Annotated in this window: 16 protein-coding genes; 8 read left to right on the top strand and 8 right to left on the bottom strand. The window is 45.9% G+C overall.

The window, feature by feature from the left end; translation table 11 throughout:
* Positions 1 to 46: 46 nt before the first annotated feature.
* Positions 47 to 1,432, bottom strand: a complete 1,386-nt coding sequence (locus NA59_RS06510) for a dihydrolipoyl dehydrogenase (protein WP_044409816.1) — start codon at positions 1,430 to 1,432, stop codon at positions 47 to 49.
* Positions 1,433 to 1,551: 119 nt separating this feature from the next.
* Here NA59_RS06510 and NA59_RS06505 point away from each other — a divergent pair, with 119 nt between their 5' ends.
* From NA59_RS06505 to NA59_RS06470, 8 genes are all read left to right on the top strand, one after another.
* The gene (locus tag NA59_RS06505; RefSeq protein ID WP_044409813.1) at positions 1,552 to 2,526 is read left to right on the top strand and encodes a class 1 fructose-bisphosphatase; all 975 of its coding nucleotides are present in this window, start codon (positions 1,552 to 1,554) and stop codon (positions 2,524 to 2,526) included.
* A gap of 85 nt (positions 2,527 to 2,611) precedes the next feature.
* Positions 2,612 to 3,136, top strand: coding sequence for an inorganic diphosphatase (ppa, locus tag NA59_RS06500; protein WP_044409811.1), 525 nt, complete (start codon positions 2,612 to 2,614; stop codon positions 3,134 to 3,136).
* Between the two features lie 161 nt (positions 3,137 to 3,297).
* A complete protein-coding gene (ppc, locus tag NA59_RS06495) occupies positions 3,298 to 6,102 on the top strand; it encodes a phosphoenolpyruvate carboxylase (RefSeq protein ID WP_407701050.1) in 2,805 nt (934 codons plus the stop codon).
* Between the two features lie 33 nt (positions 6,103 to 6,135).
* Positions 6,136 to 6,387 (top strand): 2Fe-2S iron-sulfur cluster-binding protein, encoded by a 252-nt coding sequence (locus NA59_RS06490; protein WP_044409808.1) that lies wholly within the window; start codon positions 6,136 to 6,138, stop codon positions 6,385 to 6,387.
* Between the two features lie 220 nt (positions 6,388 to 6,607).
* Positions 6,608 to 8,017, top strand: coding sequence for a type I glutamate--ammonia ligase (gene glnA / locus NA59_RS06485; RefSeq protein WP_044409805.1), 1,410 nt, complete (start codon positions 6,608 to 6,610; stop codon positions 8,015 to 8,017).
* 141 nt (positions 8,018 to 8,158) lie between these two features.
* Positions 8,159 to 9,922, top strand: coding sequence for a lipid A export permease/ATP-binding protein MsbA (gene msbA, locus NA59_RS06480; RefSeq protein ID WP_044409803.1), 1,764 nt, complete (start codon positions 8,159 to 8,161; stop codon positions 9,920 to 9,922).
* Positions 9,909 to 10,859, top strand: coding sequence for a lysophospholipid acyltransferase family protein (locus NA59_RS06475; RefSeq protein ID WP_232504047.1), 951 nt, complete (start codon positions 9,909 to 9,911; stop codon positions 10,857 to 10,859). Before msbA ends, NA59_RS06475 begins: the two co-directional genes overlap by 14 nt.
* Before the next feature lie 5 nt (positions 10,860 to 10,864).
* Positions 10,865 to 11,158: a hypothetical protein gene (locus NA59_RS06470; RefSeq protein ID WP_083944995.1), complete on the top strand. Its 294-nt coding sequence runs from the start codon at positions 10,865 to 10,867 to the stop codon at positions 11,156 to 11,158.
* A 72-nt stretch (positions 11,159 to 11,230) separates the two neighbouring features.
* Here NA59_RS06470 and rplS read toward each other — a convergent pair whose 3' ends face one another.
* The 7 genes from rplS to NA59_RS06435 form a co-directional block, all read right to left on the bottom strand.
* Positions 11,231 to 11,575, bottom strand: a complete 345-nt coding sequence (gene rplS / locus NA59_RS06465; RefSeq protein ID WP_044409799.1) for a 50S ribosomal protein L19 — start codon at positions 11,573 to 11,575, stop codon at positions 11,231 to 11,233.
* 57 nt (positions 11,576 to 11,632) lie between these two features.
* Positions 11,633 to 12,373 carry a tRNA (guanosine(37)-N1)-methyltransferase TrmD gene (gene trmD / locus NA59_RS06460; protein ID WP_044409797.1) on the bottom strand — a complete coding sequence of 247 codons (741 nt, stop codon included), beginning with the start codon at positions 12,371 to 12,373 and terminating at the stop codon, positions 11,633 to 11,635.
* 3 nt (positions 12,374 to 12,376) lie between these two features.
* Complete coding sequence (gene rimM / locus NA59_RS06455) at positions 12,377 to 12,895, bottom strand: ribosome maturation factor RimM (RefSeq protein ID WP_044409794.1); 519 nt, start codon at positions 12,893 to 12,895, stop codon at positions 12,377 to 12,379.
* 16 nt (positions 12,896 to 12,911) lie between these two features.
* The gene (gene rpsP, locus NA59_RS06450) at positions 12,912 to 13,148 is read right to left on the bottom strand and encodes a 30S ribosomal protein S16 (RefSeq protein WP_044409790.1); all 237 of its coding nucleotides are present in this window, start codon (positions 13,146 to 13,148) and stop codon (positions 12,912 to 12,914) included.
* Positions 13,149 to 13,310: 162 nt separating this feature from the next.
* Positions 13,311 to 14,423, bottom strand: a complete 1,113-nt coding sequence (gene tgt, locus NA59_RS06445) for a tRNA guanosine(34) transglycosylase Tgt (protein WP_044409787.1) — start codon at positions 14,421 to 14,423, stop codon at positions 13,311 to 13,313.
* Positions 14,423 to 15,463: a tRNA preQ1(34) S-adenosylmethionine ribosyltransferase-isomerase QueA gene (queA, locus tag NA59_RS06440; protein ID WP_044409784.1), complete on the bottom strand. Its 1,041-nt coding sequence runs from the start codon at positions 15,461 to 15,463 to the stop codon at positions 14,423 to 14,425. The genes tgt and queA overlap by 1 nt, the downstream gene beginning before the upstream one ends.
* Before the next feature lie 156 nt (positions 15,464 to 15,619).
* Positions 15,620 to 17,236, bottom strand: coding sequence for a flagellar hook protein FlgE (locus NA59_RS06435; RefSeq protein WP_044409781.1), 1,617 nt, complete (start codon positions 17,234 to 17,236; stop codon positions 15,620 to 15,622).
* Positions 17,237 to 17,247 lie beyond the last annotated feature (11 nt).

Raw genomic sequence — 17,247 nt, 5'->3', positions numbered from 1 at the left:
AGGCCTGGTTGTTATTACGCGTCTAATTATAACAGACTTCCGTATTTCAGCTCACTCCATCGGTTTTGAGTTTTGCATTTAATTGTTTTAATACCGACGCCACCGCTTCTTCGAGAACCGGGTGGTAAAAAGGCATCTGCAAAATCTGTGCCACAGTCATGCGTTGCTGCACACACCAAGCAAGCAAGTGTGCCAAATGCTCCGCTTGAGGCATCACCAACTCACCGCCTAGCAGTTGGCCTGACGCACTATCTGCAAACAAACACAACAAGCCGTGATCTTGATCCATCACAATGGCACGACCGTTATTGCAATGCAAATCAAACGCAGCCACCTCTATTTTTGCAGGATCAAGCGCATCAAATCTATCGCCAAAATAGGCAGCACCCGGCTCGATAAAGCTAATACCTAAAGGCGTTTTGCGTGGTATTGACTGCACATGAGGAAACCCCACGGCATTCAACGCCGCTATCTTACCCTCATCACCGGCTTCATGCAAAATTGGACGGTACCCACTGGCATCACCCGCAATAAAAACCGGCAAATCTGCAACCTGCATCGTTTCTGGGTTAAACGGCGGCATACCCAGATCATTTAACGCCACATTTAAATTTTCCAGGCCTAATTGATCAATATTAGGCGTTCGACCCATCGTTACCAATACCGCATCGACTTCAAAAATTGCGTCGCCACGCCGCACCTTCGCACAATGCGCATCGACATCAACATCAACGGACTGATTTAAATAGATAGCGAACTCGGATGACATACATTCTACCAACTTCGCCGATGCCTCGGGGTAACGCAGGCCACTTAATGTATCACTCGCTTCAAAACCGATTACGTCAACCCCCAAGCGTGATAAAGCCTGACCCAATTCAAGACCGATTACCCCTAAGCCCACCACCGCAACACGCCTTGGCAGCGTCTCCAGCTCAAATACTGTATCACTGGTGAGCAATCGCTTGCCCAGCTTTTCACGCCAAGTCGCTGGCACCACTGGACGCGAACCTGTACCAATAATAATACGCTCTGCCTCAATCAATTCACCGTTTACTTCCAAGCGATGAGGGGCAACAAAGTGAGCCGCACCCAAAATAACTTTGTCCGCGGGCAAGGTCTCCACTGTGCCTGCATTAATACCCTTAACAAAACGATCACGAAAACGACGCACTCGCTGCATAACGGCCGCATGATCAATAGTTAAGCCCGCTACGCCTTTTACACCGACTGCACCTGCACCTTTTGCATGAAAAAAATGATTAGCGGCATGAATCATCGCCTTTGAAGGCATGCAACCTACCCGTGCACAAGTCGTGCCCCACTCACCCAGCTGAATTAAAACATAATCATCGGTTTGTTCTTTAATAATATCTAAAGCCGTTAACCCGACGGTTCCAGCGCCAATAATGGCATAACGCACCTTTCTCATGCGAGCACTTCCTTTTTTTCACGCGATTAAAATAAATATACCACCCTACAGAAAACTTGTAATTTTACCCGCTTAGCGGTAAGCTAACACGATTTTTACACAAACGAGAGAGCAAATCCATGATTCGTCTACATGAAGTCTTAAAACGCGATGAAGTTAACAGTGAACTAAAGCAAGTGATCAGCCATGTCATGATCGCTTGTAAAGAAATCTCCCATAAACTAGGTCAAGGTGATTTAGCGGGTATTTTAGGTTCAAGCGTGAATGAAAACGTGCAGGGTGAAACCCAAAAATTACTTGACGTCGTTTCAAATGATCTTTTGAAAAATATTTTAACGGAAGATAACTGCGTTAAAGGCATCGCGTCTGAAGAAGAAGACTATACTGTTGCTGGCACAAGCACCGGTCGTTACCTTGTGCTATTTGACCCACTAGATGGCTCATCAAACATTGACGTAAATCTATCTGTAGGCACGATCTTCTCGATCCTTGAAGCACCTGCGGATGAGCGCCAAGGTGATGACCAAACGATTTACCTACAAAACGGTCGCAAGCAAGTCGCGGCAGGCTATGTACTTTACGGCCCATCAAGCCTTTTAGTACTCACCACAGGTAAAGGCGTTAACTTCTTTACCCTTGACCGTCACATTGGTGAGTTTGTATTAACGCGTGAACAAGTGACTATTCCAGCGGATACGAATGAATTTGCCATCAACGCGTCCAACCAGCGCTTCTGGGAAGATGGCATGAAGTCTTACGTTAGCGACTGTCTAGCGGGCGAAACCGGTGCCCTAGGCAAGCGCTACAACATGCGCTGGGTTGCATCAATGGTTGCCGAAGTTCACCGCATCCTGGTTCGTGGTGGTATCTTCATGTACCCTTGGGATAGTCGTGAGCCTAACAAACCAGGCAAGCTACGCCTCATGTACGAAGGCAACCCAATGAGCATGATTGTTGAACAAGCGGGGGGCTTATCAACGACTGGACGTGAGCACATTATGGATGTAGAACCAAAAGACATTCACCAACGCTGCCCCGTTATGCTGGGCTCGAAAAATGAAGTCGAAAAAGCGATGGGTTATCTAAAAGATTAATCGATTTTCTTTTTGCAATGTTACCACCCGCCTAAGCGGGTGGTTTTGTTTTAACTTAATTTTTTAACTTTACAAGGAACGCACCATGGGCTACGCCGCTGTAAGCGCAGGTCAAGACCTGCCAAATGACATTAATGTGATTATTGAAATATCTGCTTTTGCTTCACCCATTAAGTATGAAGTCGACAAGGACACCGACCTGGTTTGGGTTGATCGTTTACAGGGTGCCACGATGGCCTACCCAGCCAACTATGGCTACATCAACCAAACCCTTGCGAATGACGGCGATCCGGTTGATGTGCTTGTCGTCACCCCTCATCCTTTAATGGTAGGCTCCGTTATTCGCTGCCGCCCAATCGGTGTATTAAAAATGACCGATGATGGTGGCGAGGATGCTAAAGTTATCGCGGTACCCGTCAATAAACTGACACCGATTTATAAAGACATCACCGCTGTTGAGCAGATTCCATTACTTAAAGAGCAAATAGAGCACTTCTTTAAACACTACAAAGATCTTGAACCTGGAAAATGGGTCAAAATTGATGGATGGGAAGATGTCGAATCTGCTAAAAAAGAAATCCTAGACGGCGCGAATCGCTACCAAGGATAATAACAACACGCTTAACCCGTGTTAACCCGAATACTTAGATTCGCTTTATTCGATTCATAGGCACTCGGGTTAAAAATCCCCTCCCCCATCAATCCGCCTATAAACCTGCTTCTCAAATCTGTTATAATCCTTCACACTTTTTTCAAAAAAACGAGATGGCTATGGTTACAATGACGACTCACGATCCACAAGACAAACTTTTACGCGCACGCGTAAAGCTGCTCGGCAAGCTACTGGGCGAAGTAATAGAAAGCCAAAATGGCACGGACATGCTAGAGGCTGTCGAAAAACTGCGCAAAGGCTATATTTCACTTCGCAAACAAGATGATCCGGCCCTTCGCGCTGAACTCCAAGCGTTTATCGAACAACAAACACCCAAAGCACTGATTATTATTATTCGCGCTTTTAACCTTTACTTCAGCTTAGCCAACCTCGCTGAAGAAGAACACCAATACCATGCTCGCCAAAGCAAATTAAAATCTGAAGAACACTTATGGATGGGCTCCATGCTTGAAACCATTGGTCAATTCAAGCAAGATGGTATGAGCGCAGAACAAGTAAGCTTACTCCTTGGCAAGCTGAATTATGTGCCCGTATTTACAGCCCACCCTACCGAATCCAAACGTCGGGCGGTAATGGAAAACCTACGCCGCATCTTTGTCACACTCGAAGATTTTAACGAAGCCGATCATTTTGAAAACAATTTTGCACGCAACGAAGTGATTAATAAACTCAAATCACAAATTCAAGTGCTATGGAAAACAGATGAAGTGCGCCACACTAAACCAACGGTCAGTGACGAAATTCGCAATGGCATCTACTATTTCCGTCAATCCTTATTTCAATCTGTCCCCAAGGTGTACCGTTTTATGGAACGCGCACTAGAGCGCCATTACCCCGAAGCCAAGATTGAAACGCCGACCTTTTTAACCTTTGGGTCTTGGATTGGTGGCGACCGCGACGGTAACCCATTTGTGACACACGAAACCACCGAACAAGCACTCTTTCTTCAATCACGCGCTGTGATGTATGAATACAAGCGTCGCTTGTTTGAACTGAGCGCGATACTCACTCACTCTCGCTATATTGCCAAGATTGATCCAGAACTGGTCAACCGCGCTAGTATTGTCGATGTTGATCTACTTGAGCTGGTCTTCCATAAGCGCTCAGAACGCTTCAAAGACGAACCTTACCGTCGCTTTTTATATTTGATGCATGGACGGTTACAACAAAACCTCGACTACATCGAAGCACGGATAAACGGTGACCAGCGCGCACAAAAAAGTGGGTTTGCCTATCAAAATGAACAAGAGTTTCTGGCTGACCTACAATTAATTCATAGCTCGCTATGTGGCCACGGTGATCAGAGCATTGCCGATGCCGACCTAAAAGACTTGATAGGTCTAGTAAAAACATTTGGCTTCTATTTAATGCGCCTCGATATTCGCCAAGAGTCAACCGTGCATACGGAAGCCGTCAGCGACCTTCTCTCTCATTTAGGCATTGACTACAACAGCCTATCTGAAACGCAGCGACTTGAACTGCTGGCGGATCAAGTCAGCTCCCCCACAATTATTGACACGCAACACCTGGCTCTAAAAGAGATGACACGCGAAGTACTTGAAGTATTCAACGTTATTCGTGAAATGCGCAAAGAAATCAGCGAAAAAACCTTTAACAACTATGTTATTTCCATGACTCACGAAGCCAGCCACGTCATGGAGGTTTTATTCCTTGCCCACCAAGCAGGCTTGGCGGGCTATAACGCCGGCCAGCCTTACAGCGACATTCATATCACGCCACTGTTTGAGACCATCGAAGACTTGGGACATATTGTACCCGTCACCTCAGCGTTATTGAAGAACCCAACCTACAATGCACTGCTAAAAGCCTCAGGCAATCAACAAGAAATCATGCTAGGTTACTCCGACTCTGCCAAGGATGGCGGTAACCTATCATCAGCTTGGAGCCTTTATCAAGCACAACAACAAATCATGAAACTTGCCGATGAATGCGATATTGACTGCCGCTTATTCCATGGCCGTGGCGGCACAATTGGACGTGGGGGCGGCCCAACACACATTGCGATTTTATCGCAACCTACAGGTACAGTTCGCGGTGAAATCAAATTCACTGAACAAGGCGAAGTATTGTCTTATAAATACTCTAATGCCGAAACCGCAACCTATGAACTGTCGCTAGGCGTGACCGGCCTAATGAAAGCGAGTACCTGCTTGGTGCACCCAGTGACACCAGACAATCCGGAACACCTTGAGATCATGCAGCAACTCTCAACCGATGGTGAACAGGCTTATCGTGAATTAACGGATCATACTGAAGGGTTTTTTAAGTTTTTCTATGAAGCGACACCTGTGAATGAAATTGGCTTACTTAATATTGGTTCACGCCCATCACACCGCAAAAAGAACAACCTAACCAAGTCATCAATCCGTGCCATTCCGTGGGTTTTCGGCTGGGCGCAAGCACGCCTGACCTTCCCGGCTTGGTATGGCACAGGTTATGCACTCGAAAAATGGGCACAGGCTCACGGTGATACAAAGCTCAAACAAATGTATCAACAGTGGCCGTTTTTCCGTGCGCTACTAAGTAACATTCAAATGGCACTATTCAAAACTGAACTCAAAACAGGTAAAGAATATAGCGAAATTGCACAGGACCAGGTGCAGGCCGAGTTGATTTATACCATGATTGCCTCGGAACACCAACGCACGGTCAGCCACAGCTTACTGGTGAGCGAGAATCCTTATTTAATGGCTGAAACGCCGAGCAACGCCCTATCGTTAAAGCGTCGCAACCCTTATTTGGATCCACTCAACCATATTCAAATTGTGCTGTTAAAGCGTTATAAGTCAGAAGAGGTAAGCGAGCAAGAACGTGATAAATGGCTTAGCCCACTACTTAATAGCATTAACGCGATTGCAGCCGGGATGCGTAATACCGGTTAGTTTTAACATTTCATTTATTAAAAGGAGCATATCATGGCAACGATTACAGTAATCGGTCAAGGCACTTGCGAGTTTGACGGCGAGTTTTCCATGTTAGAAGCACTCGACAATCAGGGCTTTGACATGCCCTACAGCTGTCGTGGAGGCAATTGTGGGGCGTGTGAAGTAAAGTTAGTCTCGGGCAGTGTAGAAGAAATTCAAATGCCCGCTTATGACTGTGATAAAGGTTATATTTTAACCTGCAGCGTCATTCCAACATCCGATGTGGAAATTGAAACACCCTAAAACTGCACCAAAATAACACACGCACTTCCAAAACCGTGCAACACGAATCTCGTTGCACGGCTTAACCCAGAAAGACAAAAAGGATAAATTTCTTTTAATTTCAAACCACTAAACAAACAACGTTTAATATTTCAAATTTGGCACGCTTTACGCTATATCACAAATAACAATCATGAAAATGATTAACACCTAAATACAACACTAAACGAAGGATAAGCTTATGTCAGCACAAGCCATTATGGATTTAATCAAAGAAAACGATATTAAATACGCCGACTTGCGCTTTACTGATACTATCGGTAAAGAGCAACACGTTACAATCCCTGCCAAAGACGTGGATGAAGAGTTTTTTGAAGACGGTCAAAACTTTGACGGCTCATCAATTCGCGGTTGGAAAGGTATTCAAAGCTCTGACATGGTGTTGATGCCTCAAACGGACGGCTATTTTATTGATCCATTTTTTAATGACCCGACCATTATTATTCGCTGCATGATCGTTGAACCCTCAACACTTGAGCCTTACGAAAAAGATCCGCGCGGCATTTCCAAAAAGGCGGAAATTTATCTACAGTCTACCGGCATAGCCGATACCGCTTTCTTTGGTCCAGAGCCTGAATTCTTTATCTTTGACGATGTGCGCTGGGGTGCCGACATGTCTGGCTGTTTCGTCAAAATTGACGGCGAAGAAGCCGCAATGAACTCAGAAAAAGTCTATGAAGGCGGTAACATGGGGCATCGTCCAAAAGTGAAAGGTGGTTATTTCCCCGTTCCACCGGTTGACCAGCTTCACGAAGTACGCGCCGACATTTGCGCCATGGCTGAAGCCATGGGCTTAAAGCTTGAAGCACATCACCACGAAGTCGCTAACAACGGACAGTGTGAACTCGCTGTCGCGGGCAATACCTTGACCGCTAAAGCTGACGAAGTACAAATTCTAAAATATGCCGTGCATAACACCTGTCACTCACTGGGCAAAACAGCCACATTTATGGCTAAACCGATTGTAGGTGACAACGGTTCGGGCATGCATATCAACCAGTCGCTATCAAAAAATGGCAAAAACATTTTTGCCGGTGATGTCTATTCTGGCTTATCACAAGAAGCGATTTGGTATATTGGCGGCCTCATGAAGCATGCGCGTGCACTTAACGCCTTCACTAACCCAGGCACTAACTCTTACAAGCGTCTTGTTCCTGGCTTTGAAGCACCCATTTTACTGGCTTACTCCGGCTCTAACCGTTCGGCATCTATCCGCATTCCGTACGCACCCTCTGAGCGCGCACGTCGTGTGGAACTACGCTTCCCTGACCCTACCGCTAACCCTTACTTAGCGTTTGCGGCTTGCTTAATGGCGGGCCTTGACGGCATCATGAACAAAATCGATCCGGGCGCGCCTGCAGAGAAAAATATGTATGACCTACCACCAGAAGAAGAAGCGAGCTACACAGCTTTGTGTGCTTCTTTAGAAGAAGCCTTGGCGGAATTAGACAAAGACCGTGACTTCTTAAAAGCCGGCGGCGTATTTACCGATGAAGTGATTGATTCTTACATTAAATTAAAAATGGAAGAAGTAACACGCATGCGTGCCACCACGCACCCCATCGAGTTTGATATGTACTATTCTTCTTAATTTTTCATTAATCCCCAAACAAAAAACCCGCTCAAGCGGGTTTTTTGCTTTTTATCAACCAGGCCTGGTTGTTCAAACTGGTCAGCGGTGCCATTAAAGGTTAAAATACACCCTTTATTTTTTGGTTAAACACGCACGCCTATGACACCTCGGTCACCTGCACTATCTGACCCTAAAACCTGGCAACTTTATAAACGGCTTCTAGGTTACATCAAACCCTATAAAGCGATGATTGCGCTTACCCTCTTTGCTTTAGTTGTCATCGCGATTACCGAGCCTGCGATGGCCGCTATCCTAAAAGAGCTGGTTGATAAAAGCATGATCGAACAAGATCCGGACAGCTTCGTCCTCCTGCCCTTAATGTTAGTAGGTATCTTTTTTATCAAAGGCGTGGGCGAATATGTTTCAAAAGTCAGTAGCCACTGGATTGCAGAACGGGCGATCCTCGCCATTCGCAATGACATGTACCAAAAAATGCAACACCTGCCAATGGCTGAGTTTGGGCGCTACTCTGTAGGGCAACTCATGTCTAAGATAACTTATGATGTACAACAAACTAGCAATGCACTTTCTCAGGCTTGGATAGTTTTAATTCGCGACAGCTTAATTTTAATTGCCTTGCTTGCTTACATGCTTTACATATCCGTCTATTTAACGCTTTTTATGTTAATTGTCGGCCCACTGCTTGGACTCATTATTCGCCAAGCCAGTAAAAAAATGCGCACCCACAGCCGTAGTATGCAAGGCAACATGGGGCTGATGACCCATTGCCTCGAAGAAGGCTTAGTAGGGCATAAAGAAATAAAAATATACAACGCTGAAAACTACGAACAGCAACGCTTCCATAGTGCGGCAAAACAATTATTTAAAAACAGCATGCGTGTTACGCGCGTTTCAGCGCTTAACTCCCCCTTAGTTCTATTCATTGGCTCTATTGCGTTAGCAGGGGTTATTTATGTCGCGATGAAACTGTCTAGTTTTCAGCAACTCACACCGGGCGAACTCCTCTCGTATATCACCGCCATGGCACTCACGTTTGCACCGCTTAAACGCCTGACCAATATCAATATCATTGTGCAAAAAGGCATGGCCGCCGCCGAAAGTATTTTTGCCCTGCTTGACAGCCCAATTGAAACAAACAAAGGTCAAGCTAAACCCGCTATACATGGCAAAATTGAATTTAAATCAGTTAGCTTTAACTATCCCGACACAACTCAACCTGCACTCGTTAATTTCAGCCTACTCATTCAAGCCAACAAAACTACTGCGCTTGTCGGACATTCAGGTAGCGGTAAGAGCACGCTAGTTAACCTGATCGCCCGGTTTTATCCGTTTGAACAAGGCGACATCCTTCTTGATGGGTACCCGATTGAACAGATTGACCTGCACTACCTACGTAGTCAAATTGGCTTTGTCAGCCAGCAAGTTGTGCTTTTCAACGACACCATTCGCGCCAACATCGCTTATGGACATAGTGAGTATGATGAACAAGCCATTATTAACGCCGCTCAATCCGCCCATGCTTGGGAGTTTATCGAACAACTGCCTGCAGGACTAGATACCCAAGTTGGCGAAAATGGCGCTAAACTATCTGGCGGCCAGCGTCAACGGATTGCTTTAGCCCGCGCATTTCTTAAAAATGCACCTATTTTGATTTTAGATGAAGCCACCTCTGCACTCGACAATCAAAGCGAAGCACTAATACAACAAGCGATGGATAAGCTTCGTCAAAACCGCACAGTCATTATCATCGCGCATCGCTTAAGCACAATTGAAAATGCCGACCAGATTGCTGTTATTGATCAAGGCCAATTAGTAGAGCTAGGCGACCATACAAGCTTGTTAAAAGCCAACGGTGCCTATACTCGTCTTCACCAGCAAGGAATCAGCGATGAAAGCCTCTGAAGCAATGAAGTTTCGACCCCAGTATTTAGCGCCGAAATACTGGGGGATCTGGCTAGGGGTTGGGCTATTAAAAATACTCAGCCTACTCCCACGCGCTCTTCAATTCAAACTAGGGGCCGCCGTCGGTCGCCTCCTGTATCACATGGCCAAACAACGCCGAAAAATAGCCATCGCGAATATTCGACGCGCGTTTCCAGCGTTAGATCGCCAGCAACGCAACACACTGGTTAAACAGAACTTTGAATCAATGGGCATAGCCTTTGTTGAAATGGCAATGACCTGGTGGGGGGACCATCGTAAACATATCAACCAACCTAAAATAAAGTCCTGTTTTCACTACAAAGGCTTGGCGCATCTAGACCAAGCAAAACAAGCTGGCAAAGGCGCTCTCTTGCTGACCCCACACTTTACTCATGTTGACATGACTGGACTTCTTGCCTCTTTCGTAACCGACCTACATCCGGTATATAAGCCCAATAAAAACCCTTTAATTGATCATTTAATCATTAAAGGCCGCACACATGGCCAACCACCTAAACTGCCGATTGATTACAAGGATACTCGCCGCCTCGTTAAAACACTGCGCGAGGGTAAAAATATTGGCTACTTGCCCGATCAACGCTACCGAGGTAAAGGCCATTTAAATGTTCCTTTTTTTGGATTTGAGGCGAAAAGTCATAGTGCCACCTCAAAACTCGCTAAAATGACCGGATGCATGGTCATCCCTTCACTTGTGCGGCGTAAGGGCATGCAGTATGAACTTGAATTTTTGCCTGTGCTAGACAACTTTCCAAGCGGAGATGATTTTGCTGATACACTTCGACTACACCAACTTTATGAACAAGAAATTCGCCACAACCCAACCCAGTACCTGTGGGTTCACAACCGCTGGGACCTAACTAAACAAGAAATTGACACACTTAACCAAGAGGATTAAAAAAGATGAAACTAACACCGATGAACAAATTACTTTTAACCTACGCCGTAATCCTTGTGCTTGGGATGAGCTCTTATTTTACCGGAGTGGTCTATTATGCCAATGTCGCGGGATTTATTGGCGCGATGGGATTAATGCTCGTCTTTTTCAAGGACAGACCAGAGTTAGAAGAGGGTTCAACGGAAGAATTAGCTGACAAAAAAATGCGTCGTTATTGGTACCTCGTGTTTGGTACGGGATTATTTTTTAGTTTATTATTTGGCAGCTTATGGAACCATCAAATGGGCGGGATGGTTTAAACCCGCTTTCTTTTACTGCATAAAAAAACCGCCTTCAAGGCGGTTTTTTTATGCAGTAAAAGAAAGCTAAAATTATAGCTTTTCTTTGATACGCGCGGCTTTACCCGATAGGTTACGCAGATAGTACAGTTTCGCACGACGTACATCACCACGACGCTTAACAGCAATGCTGTCAACCAATGGGCTGTAAGTTTGGAAAGTACGCTCAACACCTACACCGTATGAAATCTTACGAACGGTGAATGCTGAATTTAAACCACGGTTACGCTTTGCAATAACTACACCTTCATAAGCCTGTAAACGCTCGTTAGTGCCTTCTTTTACTTTAACCTGAACAACCACAGTGTCACCTGGGCCAAATGTAGGAATTTCTTTAGTCATTTGTTCAGCTTCAATACGCTTGATGATATCGCTCATCGTTAAGCTCTCCATTTCACTGAAGTGTCTTTCTAATTATTGGACACTTCAAAACTGCTATTCCACTAACTTAAGTCGAGCATCGAGCTGACGACGCTGCTCAGAGGTTAGTGCCATTTTTTCTATTAAATCAGGGCGGCGTGCATGGGTGCGCAACCATTGTTGCTGCTCCCGCCAAGCGTCAATTTTTTTATGATGACCTTCAAGCAATACCTTCGGTACGCTCAGTCCATCAACTTCCTCAGGTCGGGTATAGTGTGGGCAATCCAACAAACCTTGCGAAAAAGAATCTTGCTGAGCAGACAGATGATGCCCTAACGCACCTGGCAGCAATCGTATTGCCGCATCCATCAACATCATCGCCGGTAACTCGCCGCCACTGACAACAAAATCACCGACACAAATTTCTTCATCAACAAAGCGTTCAATTACACGCTCATCCACCCCCTCATAGCGTCCGCACAACAGCGTAAGCTGAGGCTTGGCAGCGAGTTCAATCACCTTCTGCTGGGTTAAAGGCTGGCCTTGGGGCGATAAATAAATCACATGGGACGTTTGCCCAGCAAGTGATTGCGCTATCGCTTCAAATGCCTGCTTTAACGGTTGATAAAGCATTAACATACCCGGCCCGCCGCCATAAGGACGATCATCAACCGTATTATGGCGATCCGTAGTATAGTCGCGTGGATTCCAAAACTGCAGTTGATATAACTGATTTTGTAAAGCTCGACGACTAATACCCTGCTCTGTTAATGCCGCAAACATAGGCTCAAACAGTGTGATAACATCAAACCGCATGCGCTAGTCTTGCTCAACCTCTTCAGGCTGCCAATTCACTTTTATCATTTGCTGTTCCAAATCTACATCAAGGATATAGTTGTCCCAAACAAAGGGTATCAAATGGCTGGCTTCACCCTTCACTCGCATCACATCATGTGCGCCAGTTTCTAATAGCTCAGTGACCTTACCTAGCAAAACACCCTGCAAATTTTCTACCTGACAACCGATTAAATCAGTCCAATAAAAACCGCTTTCATCGTCAGGCAGTTGTTCGCGGGTCACCGCTATATCTGAACCCATTAACTCACGCGCTTGTTCGCGCGAATTGATGGTTTCAAGATGCGCCACAATGGCTTTTCCGCCTTGTGGTGCATGGGAGTCAATGACTTTCATCTCAACCCATTCGCCCTGGCGCTTTACCCACCAGGGCCGGTAATGCAAAATATTACCCAAGGGGGATGTGTGTGAGAAAACCTTCACCCATCCCTTGACGCCATACACGCCATTAATTCGGCCTATTAATAACTTTTCGTTGCTCATATTAGGCCGAAAGCAATTAGGCTTGTTTTACAAGACTTTTAACGCGGTCACTCATTTGCGCACCTTGCGCAACCCAGTGATCCACTCTCGCCTGATCAACACGAAGACGTTCTTCGTTGCCACGGGCGACAGGGTTAAAAAAGCCAACTTGCTCGATAAAACGACCAGTTACGGCGTTACGGCTATCTGAAACAACCATTTTATAAAATGGACGTTTTTTTGAACCGCCACGTGCTAAACGGATTACTACCATTATGATCTCCTTAGATTATTTGATCAGGCGATGATGGGAAACCCCACCAACAAATTCTTCTAGTTTAAACATTTGCTTGAAATTTAATTAAAAAGCAAGCAAGCCGGCAATTATACACGAGCGAAACCTCAAGTGTAAAAATTTAAAGCAAATTAACCCGGGTTAAAGCAATGGCACATCTAAGCCGCGTGCGGCATAAAACTCGGCGACAAACTCATCGAATCGCTGGTCACTAATCGCTTGGCGAATATCGCGCATCAAGGTTTGATAATAATGCAGGTTGTGAATCGTATTTAGCCTTGCGCCTTGGATTTCACGGCATTTATCTAAATGGTGTAAATAAGCACGCGTATAGTTCTTACAAGTATAGCAATCACAGTGTTTATCTACCGGCTCTAAACTGGTTTTATTCACCGCATTACGAATTTTCACCACACCCTCATGTGTGAATAAAAATCCATTACGCGCGTTGCGAGTTGGAATCACACAATCGAACATATCGATGCCACGACGTACCGCCTCAACAATATCTTCTGGCTTGCCAACACCCATTAAATAACGGGGTTTGTCTTGCGGCAACAAGGGTTCGGTGGCATCGAGCACCCGCTTCATGTCTTCTTTTGGCTCACCTACCGATAAGCCGCCAATCGCATAGCCATCAAAACCAATTTGCTGAAGCTTTTCCGCCGATTCTTTTCTTAAATCGGCATACATCCCCCCCTGAACGATACCAAACAAGGCCGAAGGATTATCGCCATGTGCGTCTTTAGAACGCTGCGCCCAACGTAGGGACAAGCGCATCGACACATCGGCTTCGAGATGCGTCGCTGGGTAAGGGGTACATTCATCAAAAATCATGACAATATCCGAACCTAAATCGCGCTGAATCTGCATCGACTCTTCTGGCCCCATAAAGATTTTAGAACCATTGACAGGATTCGCAAAGGTTACGCCCTCTTCGGTGATTTTTCGCATTTTACCCAAACTAAACACCTGAAACCCGCCTGAATCAGTGAGAATGGGGCCTTGCCAATGCATAAAATCATGCAAATCACCGTGTAGTTTAATCACCTCTGTACCTGGGCGAATCGCCAAATGAAAGGTATTGCCCAAAATGATTTGCGCACCCGTTTGGGTGGTTTCTTCGGGTGTCATACCCTTAACCGAACCATAGGTACCAACAGGCATAAAGGCGGGCGTTTCAACCGTTCCACGCTCAAATTTCAATCGCCCTCGGCGCGCACGCCCATCATTGTTATCTAATTCAAATTTCATTATTTTCCATTTCTCTGTGTGTTTTGTTTAAAGACCAGCATCGCATCACCATAACTAAAGAAGCGATATGCCTGCTCAACTGCATGACGATAGGCATTCATGGTATTCTCATAGCCAGCAAACGCACTTACCAGCATAATTAAGGTGGACTCAGGTAGATGGAAATTGGTGATTAATAGATCGACCTGCTGAAACACATAACCGGGTGAAATAAAAATATCCGTTTCTCCAGTAAACGGCCGCAACTCACCCTGCACCGATGCCGTCTCTAAACAGCGCACCGATGTGGTACCCACCGCAATTACTCGACCGCCAGCTTGACGCGTTTTGGCGACTTGGGCCACCAGGCCTGGTTGTACTTCGAGCCATTCTGAATGCATTTTGTGCTCTTCAATCTTATCCACCTGCACAGGTTTAAAAGTTCCAGCACCGACATGCAGGGTGACAAAACCAATGTCCGCGCCCTTTTGTTTAATTGATTCGAGCATCGCGTCATCAAAATGCAGCCCAGCTGTCGGAGCGGCCACCGCACCGGGGCGTGTTCCATACACCGTTTGATAACGTTCTTTATCCACTTGCGCCTCTTCGCGCGCAATGTAAGGCGGCAAAGGCATATGGCCGAATTGCTCCAGCCATTCTAGTGGCGTTTTCGTTGAATCAAACACCACTTCAAATAACGCGCCCTGCCGTCCGACTACCTCAACTTCAAACGCTTGTTCAATAATGAGCTTGGTACCCGGCTTTGGTGACTTAGAGGAACGAATATGACACAGTGCTTGGGAATCACTGACAATGCGCTCAATCAGCAACTCAACCTGACCACCGGTTTGTTTCTTGCCAAACAAACGCGCGGGAATTACCCGGGTATTGTTAAACACCAGCAGATCATTCGGTTGAATAAAATCCAATAAATCAACAAACTGCTTATCCAAGCAGTTTTGACCTTCTAGCACGAGCAAGCGGCTAGCGCGTCGCTCTGCGGCGGGTTGCTGGGCAATCAATACCTCGGGCAAATCAAAATAAAAATCTTGGCGTTTCAACGAGCTGTCCTGACTGTTGTTGATAAAACGCGTATTTTGACCGATTTAGCACCAAACTGCCAGCACTTAACCGGGATATTCCAAAAACAAAAAAGCCGGCCATCTAAACAGATGACCGGCAAGACCAGAAACCAAATAACACTATGAAAAATTATATTACAAATTTAAGATGGTTCTTGTTAATTCCTGTGACGTAGAAATCACCTGCGCACTGGCTTGGTAGGTGCGTTGCAACTGAATCATTTTCACCAGCTCACCGGCGGTATCCACGTTGGAGTACTCTAATGAGCCCGCCTGAATAGCACCTACGACACCCGAACCGGCTTTCGAAATCTGTACAGGCCCTGAACCAAAGGATTCAGCGTACATTTGACCGCCCAGCTTTTCCATCGCATTCAAGTCATTAAAGTTACCCAATGCCAATTGCGCTACCGGAATCGAGCGGCCATTAGAATAGCGGGCTTCGATAATGCCCTCACGACTGGTTGTAAGCCCCACCAGATCACCAATTTTAAAACCGTTTTGCGTCACACCGCGCAACAGGTTATCGCCAGCAAACTGGGTCATTTCAGCAAAATCAACTTTAATCTCAAACGTTTGAGGTTGACCAACGATTTCACCACCTAACGGGTCTGTTGCGCCATTGAGTGGGTTAATTAAAAAGTTTAAGGTAGGTTGTCCATCGACTCGCGTCCAAGGATCTGCAGTTGGATCAAGCGGATCGCCCAAATCAGTTGAATTAATTGCTTCACTGGATACGGGCGCACCCACAGGAAGATTGGCTAATACACCGCCTGTTTGATAGTCAATAGGCTGATAGGCACCTAAATATTGTCCGTTTGTATCGAATCGTAACTCATAAACTTGACCGCTTAAAGGATTATTAGCTGGATCTTCTATCAAGGTACCATCAGGTGCCGCTAGCTGACCCGTTAAATTGCCCTCTTTATCAGAAACGGTATACTGCACCAACCAAGAGGTGTACTTAACGCCCTGGCCTGCGCCTACTGGACTGCCATCTGCAGCTGTTGTTGAAGCGCCCTCTGGCACCACGTCGCGTTTATAAAAGTTAGCCTGCAACACATGCTGCCCACCCAAACTGTCATAAATAGTAGTCGGATAAGTGAAATCAGGAAATCCTTGATAAGTCCCGCCTGCTGGATTGAGCAAGCGTTGAAGGTTATTGGTTGCACCGACCGAGTGGTCATCTGGATCGCCAGCGACCGCTGCGGCAGTCCCATTCGGGTCGACATTTCGTAAGGCTTCGCCGTCCACATTAATATTATAGGTCATTTCATCAGTGGCTCTGGGTGTTTTATTTAGGTCCGCTAAATTAATTGCGCCCAGTGCGGTATCAAAAACTGGCCTGGTTTCGGTTGATAAATCTGGATTCAAATTAAAGCCCAACAAATTATTGCCGACTTGGTCGGTTACAAAACCTTCTTTATCCAGTTTAAATGACCCGTTTCGCGTATAGATATTGCTGTATTTTCCAGATTTATCTTCTAAAATAAAAAAACCTTCTCCATCAATGGCCATATCCAGTTCGCGCCCTGTTGCCGCAATGGTTCCCTGAGAAAAGTCTTGCGTAATTTTTTCAACACGCACACCATTGCCCGGTGAGTTCTGGGAGCCGGAAAACATATCGGCAAATTCTGCCCGTGAGGACTTAAAGCCCATGGTTTGGGCGTTGGCAAGGTTGTTTGAGACTACCGATAGCCCCTGTGACATCGCATTGATACCACTTAATGCATTTAAATCGTAAGCTGACATGGCGCTTCCCC

It is taken from the genome of Thiomicrospira microaerophila (genome assembly GCF_000934765.1).
Classification (GTDB): Bacteria; Pseudomonadota; Gammaproteobacteria; order Thiomicrospirales; family Thiomicrospiraceae; genus Thiomicrospira; species Thiomicrospira microaerophila.
This window is presented reverse-complemented; position numbering and strand designations above follow the sequence as displayed.

Excerpts from the sequence above, each read along its gene's own strand:
- ppc (WP_407701050.1), top strand. The coding sequence starts at position 3,298 with ATGGTTACAATGACGACTCACGATCCACAAGACAAACTTTTACGCGCA.
- rpsP (WP_044409790.1), bottom strand. The coding sequence starts at position 13,148 with ATGGTAGTAATCCGTTTAGCACGTGGCGGTTCAAAAAAACGTCCATTT.
- trmD (WP_044409797.1), bottom strand. The coding sequence starts at position 12,373 with ATGCGGTTTGATGTTATCACACTGTTTGAGCCTATGTTTGCGGCATTA.
- NA59_RS06435 (WP_044409781.1), bottom strand. The coding sequence starts at position 17,236 with ATGTCAGCTTACGATTTAAATGCATTAAGTGGTATCAATGCGATGTCA.
- NA59_RS06470 (WP_083944995.1), top strand. The coding sequence starts at position 10,865 with ATGAAACTAACACCGATGAACAAATTACTTTTAACCTACGCCGTAATC.
- ppa (WP_044409811.1), top strand. The coding sequence starts at position 2,612 with ATGGGCTACGCCGCTGTAAGCGCAGGTCAAGACCTGCCAAATGACATT.
- NA59_RS06505 (WP_044409813.1), top strand. The coding sequence starts at position 1,552 with ATGATTCGTCTACATGAAGTCTTAAAACGCGATGAAGTTAACAGTGAA.
- rimM (WP_044409794.1), bottom strand. The coding sequence starts at position 12,895 with ATGAGCAACGAAAAGTTATTAATAGGCCGAATTAATGGCGTGTATGGC.
- msbA (WP_044409803.1), top strand. The coding sequence starts at position 8,159 with ATGACACCTCGGTCACCTGCACTATCTGACCCTAAAACCTGGCAACTT.
- NA59_RS06490 (WP_044409808.1), top strand. The coding sequence starts at position 6,136 with ATGGCAACGATTACAGTAATCGGTCAAGGCACTTGCGAGTTTGACGGC.
- NA59_RS06475 (WP_232504047.1), top strand. The coding sequence starts at position 9,909 with ATGAAAGCCTCTGAAGCAATGAAGTTTCGACCCCAGTATTTAGCGCCG.
- glnA (WP_044409805.1), top strand. The coding sequence starts at position 6,608 with ATGTCAGCACAAGCCATTATGGATTTAATCAAAGAAAACGATATTAAA.
- NA59_RS06510 (WP_044409816.1), bottom strand. The coding sequence starts at position 1,432 with ATGAGAAAGGTGCGTTATGCCATTATTGGCGCTGGAACCGTCGGGTTA.
- tgt (WP_044409787.1), bottom strand. The coding sequence starts at position 14,423 with ATGAAATTTGAATTAGATAACAATGATGGGCGTGCGCGCCGAGGGCGA.
- rplS (WP_044409799.1), bottom strand. The coding sequence starts at position 11,575 with ATGAGCGATATCATCAAGCGTATTGAAGCTGAACAAATGACTAAAGAA.